This is a genomic window from Caballeronia sp. GAWG2-1, from assembly GCF_023631405.1.
In the GTDB taxonomy this organism is placed as follows: domain Bacteria; phylum Pseudomonadota; class Gammaproteobacteria; order Burkholderiales; family Burkholderiaceae; genus Caballeronia.
The window spans coordinates 1-17,267 of record NZ_JALQDD010000009.1; the positions used below are offsets into that span (position 1 = coordinate 1).

At 62.0% G+C, this 17,267-nt stretch carries 20 protein-coding genes; 10 read left to right on the forward strand and 10 right to left on the reverse strand.

The window, feature by feature from the left end; genetic code table 11:
* The first annotated feature begins 744 nt into the window (after positions 1-744).
* The 5 genes from NCR98_RS06610 (at position 745) to NCR98_RS06630 (ending at position 3,116) form a co-directional block, all read left to right on the forward strand.
* A complete protein-coding gene (locus NCR98_RS06610; RefSeq protein ID WP_244825265.1) occupies positions 745-1,047 on the forward strand; it encodes a hypothetical protein in 303 nt (100 codons plus the stop codon).
* A gap of 39 nt (positions 1,048-1,086) precedes the next feature.
* Entirely contained in the window at positions 1,087-1,479 is a 393-nt protein-coding gene (locus NCR98_RS06615; RefSeq protein WP_250525820.1) for a DUF5594 family protein, read from the forward strand.
* Positions 1,480-1,610: 131 nt separating this feature from the next.
* The gene (locus NCR98_RS33655; RefSeq protein WP_502799724.1) at positions 1,611-1,736 is read left to right on the forward strand and encodes a hypothetical protein; all 126 of its coding nucleotides are present in this window, start codon (positions 1,611-1,613) and stop codon (positions 1,734-1,736) included.
* 150 nt (positions 1,737-1,886) lie between these two features.
* A complete protein-coding gene (locus tag NCR98_RS06625; RefSeq protein WP_244825261.1) occupies positions 1,887-2,624 on the forward strand; it encodes an SDR family oxidoreductase in 738 nt (245 codons plus the stop codon).
* A gap of 132 nt (positions 2,625-2,756) precedes the next feature.
* A complete protein-coding gene (locus tag NCR98_RS06630) occupies positions 2,757-3,116 on the forward strand; it encodes a hypothetical protein (protein WP_244825260.1) in 360 nt (119 codons plus the stop codon).
* Between the two features lie 49 nt (positions 3,117-3,165).
* On the opposite strand, the gene NCR98_RS06635 is transcribed toward NCR98_RS06630, so the two are convergent.
* From NCR98_RS06635 to NCR98_RS06655, 5 genes are all read right to left on the reverse strand, one after another.
* The gene (locus NCR98_RS06635; protein WP_250525821.1) at positions 3,166-3,639 is read right to left on the reverse strand and encodes a lytic transglycosylase domain-containing protein; all 474 of its coding nucleotides are present in this window, start codon (positions 3,637-3,639) and stop codon (positions 3,166-3,168) included.
* Between the two features lie 69 nt (positions 3,640-3,708).
* Positions 3,709-4,044, reverse strand: coding sequence for a hypothetical protein (locus NCR98_RS06640; RefSeq protein WP_250492342.1), 336 nt, complete (start codon positions 4,042-4,044; stop codon positions 3,709-3,711).
* 4 nt (positions 4,045-4,048) lie between these two features.
* Positions 4,049-4,435 (reverse strand): hypothetical protein, encoded by a 387-nt coding sequence (locus tag NCR98_RS06645; RefSeq protein WP_250492343.1) that lies wholly within the window; start codon positions 4,433-4,435, stop codon positions 4,049-4,051.
* Between the two features lie 201 nt (positions 4,436-4,636).
* Positions 4,637-4,834, reverse strand: coding sequence for a hypothetical protein (locus NCR98_RS06650; protein WP_244825252.1), 198 nt, complete (start codon positions 4,832-4,834; stop codon positions 4,637-4,639).
* Positions 4,835-4,958: 124 nt separating this feature from the next.
* On the reverse strand, positions 4,959-6,395 hold the full coding sequence (locus NCR98_RS06655) for a DHA2 family efflux MFS transporter permease subunit (RefSeq protein WP_250525822.1): 1,437 nt from the start codon (positions 6,393-6,395) through the stop codon (positions 4,959-4,961).
* 203 nt (positions 6,396-6,598) lie between these two features.
* On the opposite strand from NCR98_RS06655, the gene NCR98_RS06660 reads away from it, so the two are divergent.
* The 3 genes from NCR98_RS06660 (at position 6,599) to gnd (ending at position 11,109) form a co-directional block, all read left to right on the forward strand.
* Entirely contained in the window at positions 6,599-7,651 is a 1,053-nt protein-coding gene (locus tag NCR98_RS06660; RefSeq protein WP_250525823.1) for an NADP(H)-dependent aldo-keto reductase, read from the forward strand.
* A gap of 375 nt (positions 7,652-8,026) precedes the next feature.
* Positions 8,027-10,123: a transketolase gene (gene tkt, locus NCR98_RS06665; RefSeq protein WP_244825247.1), complete on the forward strand. Its 2,097-nt coding sequence runs from the start codon at positions 8,027-8,029 to the stop codon at positions 10,121-10,123.
* Between the two features lie 5 nt (positions 10,124-10,128).
* Positions 10,129-11,109, forward strand: a complete 981-nt coding sequence (gene gnd / locus NCR98_RS06670; protein ID WP_250464758.1) for a phosphogluconate dehydrogenase (NAD(+)-dependent, decarboxylating) — start codon at positions 10,129-10,131, stop codon at positions 11,107-11,109.
* A 45-nt stretch (positions 11,110-11,154) separates the two neighbouring features.
* Here gnd and NCR98_RS06675 read toward each other — a convergent pair whose 3' ends face one another.
* Positions 11,155-11,931 carry an ABC transporter permease gene (locus tag NCR98_RS06675; RefSeq protein WP_250464888.1) on the reverse strand — a complete coding sequence of 259 codons (777 nt, stop codon included), beginning with the start codon at positions 11,929-11,931 and terminating at the stop codon, positions 11,155-11,157.
* An 85-nt stretch (positions 11,932-12,016) separates the two neighbouring features.
* A complete protein-coding gene (gene nodI / locus NCR98_RS06680) occupies positions 12,017-12,967 on the reverse strand; it encodes a nodulation factor ABC transporter ATP-binding protein NodI (RefSeq protein ID WP_250525824.1) in 951 nt (316 codons plus the stop codon).
* A gap of 304 nt (positions 12,968-13,271) precedes the next feature.
* On the opposite strand from nodI, the gene NCR98_RS06685 reads away from it, so the two are divergent.
* Complete coding sequence (locus NCR98_RS06685; RefSeq protein WP_250464890.1) at positions 13,272-13,781, forward strand: universal stress protein; 510 nt, start codon at positions 13,272-13,274, stop codon at positions 13,779-13,781.
* A 159-nt stretch (positions 13,782-13,940) separates the two neighbouring features.
* Here the strand turns inward: NCR98_RS06685 and NCR98_RS06690 are convergent, their stop codons facing one another.
* The 3 genes from NCR98_RS06690 to lexA all read right to left on the reverse strand — a co-directional run bounded on the left by NCR98_RS06690 (position 13,941) and on the right by lexA (position 15,888).
* Complete coding sequence (locus NCR98_RS06690) at positions 13,941-14,558, reverse strand: DUF2939 domain-containing protein (protein WP_250525866.1); 618 nt, start codon at positions 14,556-14,558, stop codon at positions 13,941-13,943.
* Positions 14,559-14,716: 158 nt separating this feature from the next.
* Complete coding sequence (locus NCR98_RS06695; protein WP_244825242.1) at positions 14,717-15,043, reverse strand: hypothetical protein; 327 nt, start codon at positions 15,041-15,043, stop codon at positions 14,717-14,719.
* A gap of 167 nt (positions 15,044-15,210) precedes the next feature.
* A complete protein-coding gene (gene lexA / locus NCR98_RS06700) occupies positions 15,211-15,888 on the reverse strand; it encodes a transcriptional repressor LexA (protein ID WP_250464764.1) in 678 nt (225 codons plus the stop codon).
* Positions 15,889-16,157: 269 nt separating this feature from the next.
* Here lexA and NCR98_RS06705 point away from each other — a divergent pair, with 269 nt between their 5' ends.
* On the forward strand, positions 16,158-17,192 hold the full coding sequence (locus tag NCR98_RS06705; RefSeq protein WP_250525825.1) for a sulfate ABC transporter substrate-binding protein: 1,035 nt from the start codon (positions 16,158-16,160) through the stop codon (positions 17,190-17,192).
* Positions 17,193-17,267 lie beyond the last annotated feature (75 nt).

Consider the following 17,267-nt stretch of genomic DNA (forward strand, 5'->3'; position numbering starts at 1 on the left):
GGCAGCGGCCCTCGGGCCGCTGCCTGAGAAGCGACGGTGCGTTTCTTCTTCATCGGCATATCCATGACTTTTACCTCACCTCTCATAATATGCCTCGCCCACAGAATTACGGATAGGTCCGGCGATGCAGCAGCTGAGCTGCCAGCCTACTGAGTCGGTTCAGAATTGTCGTATGGACGGTAGGTCGAATCCGCTTCAGGGTTGCTCCTTTTTCACGGAGGGGTAATGAGGCGCTCGCTAATAACATTTTTTTCAATTGCTGCCGCATCATCAACGGCATGGGCTGCTTCGGCTGATCTGGTCCGAACTGGGCCGATCCGAACGCCTTATGGGATGGCCACTGGATGCATGTACTTGACGGACGCAGGACAAACAGTGGTGCTGTCTGTCCCTGCGGGTTCTGGGTGCAGTCCGAGAATCTATTCGAGAGCGCCATCCATGGCTGAAAGCGCAAACGACTTCAACCGCGCTAGAGACGCTTCGTTGTCGAGCGGAACGACGGCACAAGGGATGATGATGGACAACTATCAGCGAAGCATGCACATTCAACAGTGCATGCAAGCCGGTAACTGCTAACAAAGGCTACGCAACACCGACCCCGCCAAAGCGGGGTTTACTCTTTGGTGTAGGCGCATCAACTGCATTACATGCCTCCACTGACGGCATTGGTTTCCGCCAACCCCCACACCTCCCCCGTGCTAGCATCATCAAACCACCATTCCGAACACGGCAACGGAGGCAGCCATGACTACCTTGGCGATAGACGGCGTGCGCTGGGTCAACGATCGCGTGACCAACGTGCGCTGGGGCAGCTTCGATTCCGCGACCAACGACTGGGCCGCGCCCACCACCATCGTGGAAGTGCAGGAGGTCGTGGACGCCATCAAGAGCGGCAAGGAGGTCCGCACGCTCTTTACCCTCGGCGGTCGCACTTTTCTCGGTCCGAAAGTCAGCTCGCTGCCCTACGCGAACGGCCATATCGGCATCGAAGCGCGCGTGCAAGACGGGCAGATCGAAAAATCGCTCGAGGATTTGCCGCCAGTCTGACGGCGCGCCGCACGCATTGAAAGCACACGGAGAAGGGCGTTGAACCGGGAGCAGGCGCTTCGCTTCGAAAGCGAATTCATGCCGCGTATCGCCGAGCGAGTGGCGGCGCTGCTTCACGGCGTGCGCGTCGATATCGTTCCCGGCGAATATCCGCACCAGCCTGCCAAATTGCACCTCAGCGCTCAAACTCCACCGCATGCGGACGACGAGCGCGCGCGTGCTTATCCGTTGCCGCTCAACATCTTTCTCACGTGGGACGACGAGGAGATCGAGCGTCTCATGCATCCTCACGGGGAGGCGCGCTTTATGCGCTATCTGGACGCACTCGACATCAAGTTCGCGGCCTGGCAAGGCGCACGCGATGTCGATATGGTCACGCGCTCGCAGGCCGAGACTTCCGTGCTGCTTGGCGGTCTGGATTTCGAAGCCTAAGCGACGTTCGTCGTCACCGCGCGTGTCGTGGTTCCACCAAGGAGGAGGTCAGGATGACATCGTCAAAAGAAGGCAACGTCCGCGCGTTCGTGCAGACGGCCGAGTAAGCGGGCGGATTCGTCTGGGTACTCGTGCTAGTCGATTTCGAAGCGCGCGAAGTGAGACGCGCGCTCGTATCGGAAGAGAACTTTGCTACCGCCGATGCCGCGCGCGACGCCGGCAACGATCAGCTAAAAGGCATGAGCAACGATCGCTGAGGCTAGCATTGGCAATACGCACGGTTCGCAGCCGTGCGCCGCTAAACTCGTTCGACAATTCCGCACGTTTTCCTCGATTTACCCGTACGGCATTGCTCGCAAAGCCCGCCATACTGCCTTCACACTGATCAACGTTCAAAGGAGAACGTCATGAATCGCTTCGAAGGCAAGACAGTTCTGGTTACGGGCGGCAACAGCGGCATTGGTCTGGCGGCGGCGCAGGCATTCGCCGCGGAAGGCGCGCGCGTCGTCATCACGGGTCGCGACGAAGTCTCTCTCGCCAAGGCGCGCGAGACGCTCGGCGCTAACGCCGTCGCCATACGCAACGTCACGGGCACCATCGCCGCCGCGCAGGAACTCGCGCGGCATCTCGGCGACGCGCACATCCGGCTCGACGCTGTGTTCGTCAATGCGGGCGTCGCCACGTTCGCTCCGTTCGTCGACATCGACGAGAAAGCGTGGGACGAAACCTTCGCGATCAACGTGAAGGGTCCGTATTTTCAGATTCAGGCGCTCGTGCCGCTACTGAACGAAGGCGCATCCATCGTGCTGAACGGTTCGATCAACGCGCATATCGGCATGCCCGCTTCGTCGATCTATGCCGCGAGCAAGGCAGCGCTCATCTCGCTTGCGAAGACGCTCTCGGCGGAATTGCTGCCGCGCGGCGTGCGTGTGAACGTGGTGAGCCCCGGTCCCATCGCGACGCCTTTGCACGACAAGCTCGGCCTCGCCGATGAAGCCGCCGCGCAACTGCAAAGCCAGATTCCGCTCGGGCGCTTCGGCAAGTCGAGCGAAGTGGCGGCGACGGTGCTGCTGCTGGCGTCGGCGGAGGCGGGGTTCATCGTGGGCTCTGAACTAGTGATCGATGGCGGGATGAGTCAGCTTTGAAGCCGGTGCGGTGATCGACGGCCGCGCGTGGTTGCGCGGTCATGTCGTGCTGCCTGCGAACCGGGACACGACGCGCCTCGGACTGCTGGCAGAATCGACTGTTCTCGAAGCCACGATCAAAATCAGCGTCACATGAGCCATCCACCCGAAGAAGACCACGGCAGCACCCGCGAAGCACGCTTTCGCCGCTACGACGCCGCGGGCGAAGCGTCCGTCCGCGCCGATCTCGACGAAGCCGCCACGAGCGACCCCGAAGCCGCATCCAAACGCGCGTGGTTGCACGGCAAGGAGGTCGCGCATCAGGACGAGCAGTTTCGCGCGATGTTCGCATCCGTCAATTCGGCCAACGACGCCGCGCAACTCGCCCGCGAATCCGCGCAGGCATCGCGCCGTTCGGCCTTTTGGACGATGATCGCGGCAATCGCGGCCACGGCCGGTGTGATCGTCAACGCGGCGATCGCGCTTGGCTGGCTCGACTGGCTCAAACGCTAAGGCGCTAAGGCGCGAAGGCGCGAAGGCGCTGAATCGTCGATGCCGAAGCTTAGGGCATCGCCGGCTGCAATTCGCCCCAGCTCACGAGAATGCTTTGGATGCTTCGTGCATAGGCATCGCGATGTTTCGGCGATTCCGAGTGATAAGCGCCAATCGCGCGCCACGTGTTGCCGTACTTGACCATCTTTTGCTTGAGCAGCCACGCCGCGACGAACACGTTTACGCACGGATCGGCGAGCGCGCGATGCGGAATGCCCTGGCGCGCCAGGTCGGGAAAATGAATCGAATTGATCTGCAACTGGCCGACATCGATGGAACCGTTGGCGTTGCGGTTGACTGCGCTGGCGTCGCCTTTCGACTCGCGCCAGGCAACCGCGCGCAGCACGAGCGGATTGACGCCCTGATACGCGCCCGCCAGTTCGAAACAGTCATCGGCGTGCACAGCGCCGGATGCAAGCGACAATCCGAGCGCCGCGCAGGCGGCGAGGGCAAGCCGCGTGGCGGCTATCGCTGGTGGAAACATGAATCGTGGCTCCCGTGTTGGTCTTATACGAAGCGGTCGATAGGCGTTTGTTGTCCGCCCATCTGGCGTTCAGCGGATCAACGCGGCGTCCAGCCGCTGTTCGATGTCTTTCATATAACTGCGCGATTCGCCCGATACCACGAGACGCGGTTCGGGACCGTCGCATCGGCAATCCGCGACCGGGCGCGCCTTTCTGCTCTTTTTCGCGGATGGCTTGGCGGGAAGTTCGTCGTCGCCGGTCGAAGGCGGCAGCATGGCGAGCGTCGGCAGCGGCGGATACACACGCGGCGAGCCGGGCATGAGCGCGGCCAAGGTTTGTACGCCGGGCGCGCTGACATCGAGCGGACCGGCGGATGCGGTCGCAAAAACCAGCAAGCCGCCGATGACCAAGAGAGTGCGTCGCATGATGTCAGCCTCCTTGCGTTGGTTTGATCGACACGCTGTACGGCTCGCGCGCGCCGGCGGTGCGGTTCTCGAGGCTCAGCCGGACGGTGCGTTTCGCCGGCACGCCTTTCCAGATCGCCTGATTGATATAGGGCAAATCCTGCGCGAGCGCGGTGACGAGAATGGTGGTCGGCTGCTTCTGCGCGGCTGCAAGCGAGCCGGCTTTGGTGAGAATTGCGCTGAGTTGCGCATCGCGGGCGCCGAGGGCATCGGCGGGAATCTCGAAACTGATGATGCCCGTGGCGACCGGCGGCTTATCGGTCTGCGCGACCGGATTAGCGGCCGGCAGCGGCGCGCAGCCGGTCAAGAAACTGACAACGACGATAGATAGAAAAGAAACGGCCCACTTCACAGGCGGCTCCCGAAAGGATCATGGTGATATGCAAGTTTTCGGCGTAGGGGCCGGTGGTCTTGATAGCCAGGCGCAAACGTTGAGCGATTTAGGAAGACTTGACTCGGGAAACCGGAATTTCGGGAATGAGACTCGTAGGAATTGCCGGGTTCGCGCGGGAAACGGCGTTCAACGCATCGGCTTGCATCGACGATCGGAGGATCAGAAACACCACCAGGCGCGCACGCTCGGTTCGCCGTCGAGTGCGCGCACGAAGTCGTCGGCGAAGGCATCGCTCGCGGCTTTCCATTCAGGCGTGCCGGTGGGCAGGTCGTTCGGATTCTTCAGCCCGCGCGCGTGACGGATGACGGCTACGGCTTCGCTGAGAGCGGCGATGGAGTCGAGACTGTGCGTGTTCATAACGCGGATTACGGCGCGTCGGAGCGAAACTTGAGGCCAGGCAAAGGTCGCTCAGGAGATCACCGCAAAAAACGCGGCCTTGATCTCGACGGCGTCGCTCCGAACCCAACACAGGACGAATCCGTCAAACCTTCCCCTTATGCCCCGACACGAGCGCTCCCGCATCGCGCTTGAGGCTGAACAGATCCACGACGCCGATCAATCCCACCAGCCCGACGATCAAAAATGCCACGCTGAAATCTTCCGTCGCGATGGACTGCGCGTCGTGCCCATGCAGCCATTCGGCAAAGCGCAGGGCAATGGCGCCGACCGCGACGCCTACGCCCATTGTCATCTGAAAGAGCGTGCTCGATAACGCCGATGCCGCGCTCATCTGCGATTTCGGCACATCCGCGAAACTCAGCGTATTGAGCGCCGTGAACTGCAAGGAGCGCGACAAGCCGCTCGCGAACAGCACGGCGACGATCACGAACGTCGGCGTCGATGCCGTGAGCAAGCTCATCACGGCAAGCGAAAGCGCGGCGATCACGCCGTTGACGATCAGCACCGGCCGGAAGCCGAAGCGCCGCATTACGGGCGTGGTGATGAGCTTCATCGAAAGATTGCCCGCGAACACCGCGAGCGTGAGCAGGCCGGATTCGAAGGCGTTCAGCCCGAAGCCGACCTGAAACATCAGCGGTAGTAAAAACGGCGCCGCGCTGATGGCGATGCGAAACAGCGACCCGCCGCCCATCGCCACGGCAAAGGTCCTTACCTTGAGCGCCGACAGATCGACGACCGGATGCGCCGCGCGCCGCAAATGCCACCACGACGCGACGCTCGCCACCACGCCGACGATCACGAGCACGCCGGCGTAGCGCCACGACGTCTCGTTGCGGCCGATCAACTCCATCGCATAGAGCAGCGTCGTGCAGGCGATTCCGCACAGCGCGAAGCCGACGAGGTCGAAGCGGCGCTTCGCATCCGCGCGCACGTTGTCGATGAAGCGCAGCGTGAGCAAGAAACCGATGATGCCGAGCGGCACATTGAGATAGAAGATCCAGCGCCACGACGAATACGTAGTGATGAAGCCGCCGAGCGGCGGTCCGATCACCGGCGCGACGAGCCCCGGCCAGGTGATGATGGCGATGGCGCGCATGAGGTCGTTCTTCGGCGTGGCGCGCAGCACGGCCAGGCGTCCGACCGGCACCATCATCGCGCCGCCGATGCCCTGCAAGACGCGCGCCGCCGCGAACGCGGGCAGGGTCGAAGTCGTCGCGCACAGCACGGAAGCGGCCGTGAAAACGGCGATCGCGCTGCCGAACACCGTGCGCAAACCGAAGCGGTCGGCGGCCCAGCCGGAAATCGGGATGAACACCGCGAGCGTCAGCAGATACGCGGTGATGCCGAGACTCATCTCGGCCGGATGCACGTTGAACGAATGCGCCATCTGCGGCAGCGCGGTCGCGATGATCGTGCCGTCGAGGTTCTCCATGAAAAACGTGGCCGCGACCAGCGTAATGATGAGCGATGAGCCTCGCTGCGCGCGTTCGTTGTCAGTTTGAGCAGCGGGAAAGGGCATCGGCTGAGACTTCCTTGTGCAAAATGGGTAGGTTCGGATGCGCTGCAAAGCCGTGACGCGGCCCGCTATTTTAGCCACGACAGCAGATCTCGCACGGCTATGGTAATTTTTGCGGTTGCGGCCCGCCGTTCGACTGCATCGCCGACGAAAGGCCGACAGGACGCCAACGCAACGCCAACACAATGGCAACAAGAGGGAACGCAATGAAGTATCGGAAGCTGGGAGATTCGGGTGTCGACGTGAGTCTGATCGGGCTTGGCACCATGACCTGGGGCGAGCAGAACACCGAGAGCGAGGCGCATGAACAGATCGACTACGCGCTCGCTCAAGGCGTGAATCTGATCGATGCCGCCGAAATGTATCCGGTCCCGCCGCGCCCTGAAACGCAAGGCCGCACCGAGGAGTACATCGGTACGTGGCTCGCGAGGAACGGCGGCAAGCGCGCCGATATCGTGCTTGCCACCAAGATCGCCGGGCCCGCGCGCCAGCCGCACAATCCGCGGCACATCCGCGGCGCGGGCAACCAGTTCGACCGCAAGAATATCGTCGAAGCCGTCGACAGCAGCCTCGCGCGCCTGCAAACGGATTACATCGATTTGTATCAGCTGCATTGGCCCGACCGCAGCACGATGACCTTCGGCCGCCCGAACTATCCGTATATCGACGATGAATACACGGTGCCGATCGAGGAAACGCTCGCCGCGCTCGGCAAACTCGTCAAGGCCGGCAAGATTCGTCATATCGGGCTGTCCAACGAAACGCCGTGGGGCGTCGCGCAATTCTTGCGCGCGTCGGAAAAGGCGGGCTTGCCGCGCGTCGTCAGCATTCAGAATCCGTACAGTCTCGTGAACCGCGTGTACGAACTCGGGCTCTCCGAATTCACGCACAAGGAAGGCGTGGGCCTGCTTGCTTATTCGCCGATGGCCTTCGGCTGGCTTTCGGGCAAATACGAAGGCGGTGCGCGCCCGGCCGGCGCGCGCATCACGCTATTCGAGCGCTTTCAGCGTTACAGCAAGCCGCAGGCAATCGCTGCCGTCACTTCCTATGTCGAACTGGCGAAGCGCCACGGTTTGACGCCCGCGCAGTTGTCGCTGGCGTTCGTCAACAGCCGTCCGTTCACGACGAGCACGCTGATCGGTGCGACGTCGATGGCACAGCTGAAGGAAAACATCGACAGCGTGAACGTCGAACTTTCCGACGAAATCATCGCCGAGATCGAAGCGCTTCATGAACGTCAGCCTAACCCGGCGCCTTGAACCGTCCTTCCGGTCACGCCTTTGCCGCGCCTTAAACCGTTTGCGAACAAGGCCTTGGCGCGAAACCTGATGGCCTGCGCGCGGATGTGTCACGATTGACCGTTCGCGCGCACGCAATATCGGCGATGCGCGCTTCGCTTACTTAGCCCTTGCCTTACTTTTGCAAAGCTTCAAGGATGCATTGCGTCCGTATCCTGCCGTAACGCCGCCGCTTGTCCGCGCCCCGGAATCACCGCCAGATAAGGGCGACGGCGCGCCCCACGTGTCACTTGCGATGCAGTGCCGGCTGTAAGGCACTACACTTGCTCGATGGTCCTGGTTGCCCGCTGCGGCGCCCTCAGCCACAGCGCGCCCTTAGCAAAGGAGTCGTCGCTCATGTCTCAAGCAACGCCGAAGTCTTCCGCCGATCTTGACACGCTCACGATCAATACCATCCGCACGCTGTCGATGGACGCCGTGCAGAAAGCCAATTCGGGTCACCCCGGCACGCCGATGGCGCTCGCGCCAGTCGCGTTTCACCTGTGGCAGAACCATCTTCGCTACGATCCCGACGCGCCGCTCTGGCCGAATCGCGACCGCTTCGTGCTGTCGGTCGGGCACGCGTCGATGCTGCTCTATTCGCTGCTGCATCTGTCCGGCGTGAAGGAAGTCGACGAGTTCGGCAAGCCAACCGGCAAGCCGGCCATCTCGATCGACGATATCAAGAATTTTCGTCAGCTCGACAGCAAGACGCCGGGCCACCCGGAATACCGCATGACGACCGGTGTCGAAACCACGACCGGACCGCTCGGTCAGGGTCTCGGCAACAGCGTCGGCATGGCGATGGCCGCGCGCTGGAAAGAAGCGCACTTCAACAAAAGCGATTCGCCGCTATTCGATTACCGTGTCTACGCGCTTTGCGGCGACGGCGACATGATGGAAGGAATCTCGCACGAAGCGGCATCGATCGCGGGGCACCTAAAGCTGTCGAACCTCATCTGGATCTACGACAGCAATCGCATCACGATCGAAGGACACACCGACCTCGCGTATAGCGACGACGTCGAAGCGCGCTTTCACGGCTACAACTGGAACACGCTGCACGTCGACGACGCCAACGACGCCGCCGCGCTCGAAGCGGCCATCAACAAGGCGAAGGCGACCACCGACAAGCCGACCCTGATCGTGGTGAAGAGCATCATCGGCTGGGGCGCGCCGAACAAGCAGGACACGGCGGCCGCGCACGGCGAACCGCTCGGCGCCGATGAGATCAAGGCTGCGAAGCGCGCGTACGGCTGGCCGGAAGACGCGCAGTTCCTCGTGCCCGACGGCGTGGTGCAACATTTCGCCGATGGCATGGGCGCGCGCGGCAAGGCGGCGCACGAAGCCTGGAAGAAGCAGTTCGATTCCTACGGCAAGGACTACCCGGATCTCGCGAAGCAACTCACGCTGATGCTCGAAGCGAAGCTGCCGGAAGGCTGGGAAAAGAGCATTCCGACCTTCGAGCCGGACGAAAAGGGAATCGCCACGCGCGAGTCGTCGGGCAAGGTGCTGAACGCCATCGCGCAGTCCATTCCCTGGCTGATCGGCGGCGCGGCGGACTTGTCGCCATCGACGAAAACCAATCTGAAGTTCGACGGCGCGGGCAGTTTCGAGGCAACGAGCTACGACGGCCGCAATCTGCACTTCGGCATTCGCGAGCACGGCATGGGCTCGGTTGCCAATGGACTCGCGCTGTCCAACATGCGGCCGTATGCGTCGACGTTCCTGATTTTCAGCGACTACATGAAGCCGCCGATCCGCCTCTCCGCGATCATGGAACTGCCGGTGGTCTACGTGTTCACGCACGATTCCATCGGCGTGGGCGAGGACGGACCGACGCACCAGCCGATCGAACAACTCGCTTCGTTGCGCGGCGTGCCGGGCCTCACCACGCTGCGTCCCGCCGATGCCAATGAAGTCGGCGAAGCATGGCGCGTCGCGCTGTCGTATCACAAGGAGCCGTCGTGCATCGTGCTGACGCGTCAGCCGCTGCCGACCTTCGATCGCAAGAAATACGCGTCGGCTGAAGGCGTGCGGCGCGGCGCTTACGTGCTTGCCGACACCGAAGGCGGCAAGACGCCCGAAGTGCTGTTGCTTGCCACCGGCAGCGAAGTCGCGCTGTGCGTGGGCGTCTACGAGAAGCTGAAGGCCGAAGGCATCGCGGCGCGCGTCGTATCGATGCCTTCGTGGGACCTCTTCGAGAAACAGGACGAAGCCTACAAGGAATCGGTGTTGCCGAATGCGGTGAATGCTCGCGTTGCGGTCGAACAGGCCGGCACGCTCGGCTGGGACCGCTACGTCGGCCGGCTCGGCACCGTGCTCGCCATGCATACGTTCGGTGCGTCCGCACCGTTGAAGGCGCTTCAGGCCAAATTCGGCTTTACGCCGGAACGCGTCTACGAGGAAGCGAAAAAGCAGATCGAACGCGTCAAACACAACGGCAAGGAGTAACGGACATGCAGATTGGCATCGTGGGACTGGGGCGCATGGGCGGCAACATCGGACGCCGCCTGATGCGCGACGGGCATCAATGCGTCGTCTACGATCACAGTCCGCAAGCAACCGACGCACTCGCGAGCGAAGGCGCGACCGGCGCGAAGGATCTCGGCGATCTGGTCGCAAAACTTGCCACGCCGCGCGTCGTCTGGCTCATGCTGCCCGCCGGCAAGATCACGGAGGACACGCTCAACGATCTCCGGCAGATTCTGAGCCCGGACGACGTGATCATCGACGGCGGCAACAGCTTCTACAAGGACGATATCCGCCGCGCCGCCGAGCTGAAAGCGCAGGGCCTGCATTACGTCGATGTCGGCACGTCAGGCGGCATCTGGGGCTTGGAGCGCGGCTACTGCATGATGATCGGCGGCGATGACGCGGTGGTGAACCGTATCGATCCGATTCTCGCGACCCTTGCGCCGGGACGCGGCGACATTCCCTTGACGCCCGGCCGCGACGGACGCGATGCGCGTGTCGAGAACGGCTACATGCATTGCGGACCGGTCGGTTCGGGACATTTCGTGAAGATGGTGCACAACGGCATCGAGTACGGATTGATGCAGGCGTATGCCGAGGGCTTCCATATTCTGAAGCACAAGGAGTCGACCGAGTTGCCGGAAAACGAGCGCTACACGCTCGATCTGGCCGACGTCGCGGAAGTCTGGCGGCGCGGCAGCGTGGTGTCGTCGTGGCTGCTCGATCTGACCGCGGGCGCGCTTGCGGGCGATGGTTCGCTCGAACGCTACTCGACCGAAGTGGCCGATAGCGGCGAAGGGCGCTGGACGATCGAAGCGGCCATCGAGGAAGCGGTGCCGGCGCAAGTGTTGTCAGCGGCGCTTTATACGCGCTTCCGGTCGCGCGATGCCGAAGCCTTCCCCGAGCGCATGCTTTCGGCAATGCGCTTCGGCTTCGGCGGCCACAAAGAGTTCGGCGTGAAGTAAATCCGTGGTTGTCTGTCGGGATAAAGGGCGATGATTCATCGCCCTTTATTTCATCATGCGGCGGCGAAACAGCCACGCGCACAGGAAGAACGGCACAACCGAATACGCCGCGAGTACCGCGAGATGCAACGCGAGTCCGTGCACGGGCCGGCCGAGCATGGCGGCGCGGATCAACTCGACCGCGTGATAAAGCGGCAGCGCCTGCGTCACATGCTGCGCAAAAGCAGGCAATTGCGCGACCGGAAAGAACACGCCGGAGAGCAAGAGCATGGGCGTGAGCGCGAGCGTCTGATAGAACATGAAGAAGTCGTAGCTCGGCGCAATGGCTGTGACGATCATCGCCGTGCTCGCGAATGCGAGTCCCGTAAGCACGATGATGGGCAGCGCGAGCAGCATCGACGGAAAACTCGCATAGCCAAGCGCGCCCGCCACCAGCATGATCGCCACGCCCGACAAGACCGATTTGCTCGCGGACCAGATCACTTCGCCGAGCACGATGTCGCCGAGCGTGAGCGGCGTATGCATGATCGCTTCCCACGTACGCTGCACGTGCATGCGCGAGAAACCGGAATACATGGCCTCGAAACTCGCGGACATCATCACGCTCGACGCCACCGTGCCCGCCGCCAGAAACGCGATGTACGACACGCCGTCGACATGGCCGACCATCAAGCCGAGACCGAGGCCTAGCCCGAAGAGATAGATCATCGGATCGGCGAGATTGCCGATCATCGATGCAATGGCGAGCTTCTTCCACACCAGATAATTGCGCCGCCATACCGACATCCAGTTGCTCGCGTTGGCGGGAAGCGCGTTGCTCATGGGCGAGAGCGTATCGGCGTGTTTGGCTCGCAGGCGTGTTTTCTCGATGCTTGCGCCTGATCGATCGAAAGTGTCCATCGCTTGATTAGTCCACCATCTCGCGCCCGGTCAGGCGCAGAAAAACATCTTCGAGATTCGCCGGACGATGCAGATAGCGCACGTCCGTCCGGCCCTTCACGCGCGCATGCACGGGCTGCGGGTCGTCGACATAGCAGAAAAGCGTTTCGCCGCTGATCTCCGTGCGCGCGACGAACGGTTCCAGTTCGGCGGCCAGCGCCTGTGGATCGGGTCCGAAGATTTCGATGACGTCCGAACCGATCACCGATTCGATCAACTCGCGCGGCCTTCCTTCCGCGAGCTTGCGGCCTTCCTCGATCACGCAAAGCCGGTCGCACAGGCGTTCGGCCTCTTCCATGAAGTGCGTCGTGAGCAGAATGGTTTTACCGCGCGAAAGCAACGAGCGCAGGCGTTCCCAGATCAGATGGCGCGCTTGCGGATCGAGACCGGTGGTGGGTTCGTCCATCACGAGCACGTCGGGATCGTTGACGAGGGCGCGCGCCAGCGTCAACCGCCGCCGCATGCCGCCCGACAGTTCGCCGACGCGCGCTTGGGCCTTGCTTTCGAGGCGCGCGAATTCGAGCAACGAAGGCACGATGGCTTCCATGCGCGCACCTGTCAAGCCGAAATAGCGGCCGAAGACGAGCAGGTTTTCGCGCACGGTGAAGTCGGGATCGAGGTTGTCGAATTGCGGCACGACGCCCACGCGTTGCCGCGCGAAGCGTGCGCGCGCTGGCACGGGTTCGCCGACGAGACGGATCGTGCCGCTGTCGGGCGATGTAATGCCGAGCAGCATCTTGAGCGTCGTCGTCTTGCCCGCGCCGTTCGGGCCAAGCAGGCCGAAACATTCGCCAGGCTGAACGTCGAACGACAAGCCATCGACGACACTTCGCTCGCCGTAATGTTTTCTGACTTCGCTGAATTCGATCGCTGGCGCCGCGTTCGAGTTCGCGCCAGCTCGGTGATTTATGTCGGTCATGCGGCGGTCCTGCGAGGAGAAAACTCAGCCGGCTAGTGTAATCCAATGCACCAGCGCGGCGCTTTGCATGCAAGCGCATGCATCGTTCCTGTGATCGAAGCGTGCATCGCGTCTTCCTGTTGTTTTGGCAAATGGCGCCGCGCGCTTGTCTGGCAAGGCGCTCAGGCCTCTGGCACGGTGTGCGCTAGCGCTTGTTGCCATGTAAGCGTTTTCCATCGTTGCCACGCATGAGGCGACCTACCATGATGAAGATGCGCCGCACTCGATTTGCCGACACCATCGGCTACGCGGCAGGGAGATCATGATGTCAGGCTATCGAAAAATCCTGTTGTGCTACGACGGCTCCAGAGAGGGCCGCAAGGCGTTGCGTCAGGGCGCGAATCTCGCGCTTGCCTTGAACGCGGAGACGCACGTGCTGGCGGTGGTGGATATGCGTTCGAGCATTGCGCAAAGCGCCGGTCTTCTGACCGACATGGCATGCGGACGGTTCGAGGATGCCGCACGCGATATCCTGCAAGAAGGCGTGGAGTGGCTGCGCGAACGCGGCTTGCAGGCGCAGGGCCATTTCGCATTCGGGCATCCGATCGATGAAATCGCCACGCTGGCGGAAAGTCTTAAGGTCGATCTGGTCGTGGTCGGCCATCGATGCCGCAGCGGTCTCGCGCGCTGGTGGATGGGCGCGGGCAACACACCGCTGCTCGATCGCGTGTCATGCAGCATATTGGTTGCGGTTTGTCAGGCAGGTGAGTCGGCCGAAGCGGAAGATGAGGCGGCTTATGCGGCGAAGCCGGACCGGGCCGAAGTAAGTGTTTGAGGATAGGTTTGCGCGATGAGGCTGGCCTGCGTCGGGCCAGTGCTGTTTTGCGCTATCAGCGCCAGTTGCCTTAGCCTTGAATGACGGCAGCGCACGCTTAACGCCGCAAGAAATCCATGAAGCGCTTACCGGCACTTTAATGGTTGTCCAACAACGAACTCACCCGTTCAAATCAACCGCGACCAGCTTCCACGTTATCAACCCGTACCGATGAAAGATCGCTGAGTACCGCGCATCGCCGGCACCGTGCTGGTAGGTCACCACGAACGTATCGAAGCTGCGATATCCGGCCGTGGTCTGCGGTGGTTGTCGCGGCGGTTCTTGAGTCGCAGCAATGCCCGATGCCGCTTCCGACGGCGGTGAACTCGCCGCCGCCTGACCGTCTCGAACCGGTGGCACGACATCCGGTGGATGCTCGCCTGGATCTCCCCGCGGCGGAATGCCATTCAAAATCGCGGCGACGCCTTCGGGCGTAGCGTAGGAATCCACCAGCGGCCCTACGAGCGCCGCGCCGATCATTGCACCGATGATCGCGAGCGGATTGCCGCTCTTCTGGATATCGACGCGCCGCGTCAGCAGTGCGCCGACTTGCTCTTTGAGACTTTCACGCAGTGCGGGGAAGTCGACGTATTCGTTGACGGTCTGTGCATTGCGTGCATCGGCCGCGTGCTTGACGCGGTTCAGCGCGATATAGGGCGACGCATAGACAAGGCTTAACCCTGCAACGATGAAGAGAATGACGAGCGCGGCGACGAAATAACGCGTAGTGCGGGACATGCGAAGGAACGACCCCTGGCGTGACATGGGTGACATGAAAGAACGATTGACCATGTTCACGCCGGATATATCCCGAGCTTCATTCCTTGCAGCCGATAGATTGCGGACTGCCTGCATTGCACATAACTCAAATTCACTCGGCAAACGCTCTACCGCGCTCAGGCCAGGATGCCGCTGCTAACGCCGGCGCGTTCCTCGTCGATACACCGGTCGATCATGCGCGACACCTCGCCGATATTGCCGACCATGATTACCCGCGACTCACTGCGATACACCCGCACCGGCGCGCGCTGTTCCGATTCCGCATGCACCGCGCTATTGAGCGACACACGGGCGAAGGCGGGTTGACGCGACGGCAACGCGGGCATCTCGTCGAAGAGATCGGGCGCCGCTTCAGGTCGCGCCACGGCGCATGAGATCAGCGAGCGCAAATGACGCAGACGGCCAAACTGACGAAAGGGCAGCAAACGGGCGAAACGTTCCATGATGACTCTCCAGACGGCGGACGACAGACGACAGACGATAGGACGCACCGCGGCACGCCGCGAGCGGTGGCCGTCATGCTTGTAATTTTCGAAACGTGCCGCGTCGCGCGAGGGCGAGGAGGCGAAGCGGGCGGCGATGTTGACGCGCCGCGCGCCCGAGTCGTGCGTTAGAACTCGCCGGAGCGGATGAGCCCGACCGCGATTCCTTCCAGCGCGAAGTCGCCGCTGCCGGAGCGCACGAAGATGTTTTCGTAGTCGGGATTCTCCGCGACCAATTCCACGCCATCTGGCCGGCGCTTCCAGCGCTTCACCGTGACGTCGTCGCCAATACGCGCGACCACGATCTGCCCGTCTTTCGCTTCATTGCGCTTCTGTACGGCAAGCAGGTCGCCGTCGAGAATGCCCGCGTCGCGCATGGACAAGCCGCGCACCTTCAGCAAATAGTCGGGCTTGCCCGAAAAGAACGCAGGGTCGCACGCGTAGTGTTGCGAAATATGCTCCTGCGCAAGGATGGGGCTGCCCGCCGCAACGCGCCCGACCAGCGGAAGCGACAACTGCATGATGCTCTGATGCGGCAAGGTGAACTGATGCGGAAGATCGTCCGAACGGTCGATGCGCGCGGAGCCTCCCAACAGGCGGATGCCACGCGACGAACCCGCCGCGAGTTCGATCACGCCCTTGCGCGCCAGTGCCCGCAGATGTTCCTCGGCGGAGTTCGCGGAGCTGAAGCCAAGCTCGGCAGCGATCTCGGCACGCGTGGGCGGAAAGCCCGTGCGGTCGATGGCTCGCTGGATGAGCTCGAACACTTGCTGCTGTCGCGCGGTAAGTTTTGAGGGTTTGGTCACTTGCTGGAGCCTCGGCGCACTGTATGGATGGACAGATGACTGTATTTTTATACAGTATTTCGCGCTTTTCAAGCTTTACTTGAAGTTCATCGCCAGATCCTTTACTGACAAGGCTGCAGCGCGCTCAAACAGTCGCTATTCGTCCCTCGGACTGCGAAAAACCTCGCTTTAGCACTTTTGCATCTAAAAAAGTGAGAAACAATTATTTCTAATCATATAAGCTCGCCTTTAGACTGATTCCGTCAATTCGATAAGACGGAGAACGGGGAATGCATAGCATCAGGGCTGGATTGAAGGGCGGCGCGAAACAAATCTTTGCCGCGCTGGCGATCACGGCGGCCAGTTTCGGAATCTCGGCCACCGCGCACGCGGACACGTCGTTTCTGAACGTCTCGTACGATCCGACGCGCGAGTTGTATCAGGACTTCAACCAGGCCTTTGCGAAGAAGTGGACGGCGGACACCGGCGAAACGGTCACCTTCAAGCAATCTCATGGCGGTTCCGGCGGCCAAGCGCGCGCGGTTCTAGACGGGCTTCAGGCAGACGTCGTGACGCTTGCGCTTGCATACGACATCGACGCGCTCGCCTCCAAGGGCATCGTCGGGACGGACTGGCAGAAGCGTCTGCCGGACAATGCATCGCCGTACACGTCGACCATTGTGTTTCTAGTGCGCAAGGGCAACCCGAAGGGCATCAAGGACTGGGACGATCTCACCAAGCCGGGCGTGTCGATCGTCACGCCGAACCCGAAGACCTCGGGCGGCGCGCGCTGGAACTATCTGGCGGCGTGGGCGTATGCGCAACACAAGCCCGGCGGCAACGAAGAGACCGCGAAGGAGTTCGTGACCAAGCTCTACAAGAACGCAGGCGTGCTCGATTCCGGCGCACGCGGCGCGACTACCAGCTTCGTGCAGCGCGGTCAGGGCGACGTGCTGATCGCATGGGAAAACGAGGCGTTCCTGTCACTCAAGGAATTCGGTCCGGAGAAGTTTCAGATCGTGGTTCCTTCGGTGAGCATTCTGGCCGAGCCGCCGGTGGCGGTGGTGGACAAGGTCGTCGACAAGCACGGCACGCGCAAGCTGGCCGAAGCGTATCTGAAGTATCTGTATAGCGACGAAGGCCAGCAGATCGCGGCGCGCAATTTCTATCGTCCGCGTTCGGACAAGGTGCCCGCCGAGCTGACCAAGCAGTTCCCCAAGCTCAAGCTCTACACCATCGACGACACCTTCGGTGGCTGGACCAAAGCGCAGAAGACGCACTTCGCGGACGGCGGCGTGTTCGATTCGATCTATCAGCCGCAGTAAGCAGGCAAGAGACCGGGCGCCGCGAGGCGCTCGAGTCGCAATGAAAGCGGCCGCAAAGACGGCCGCGCATGACGA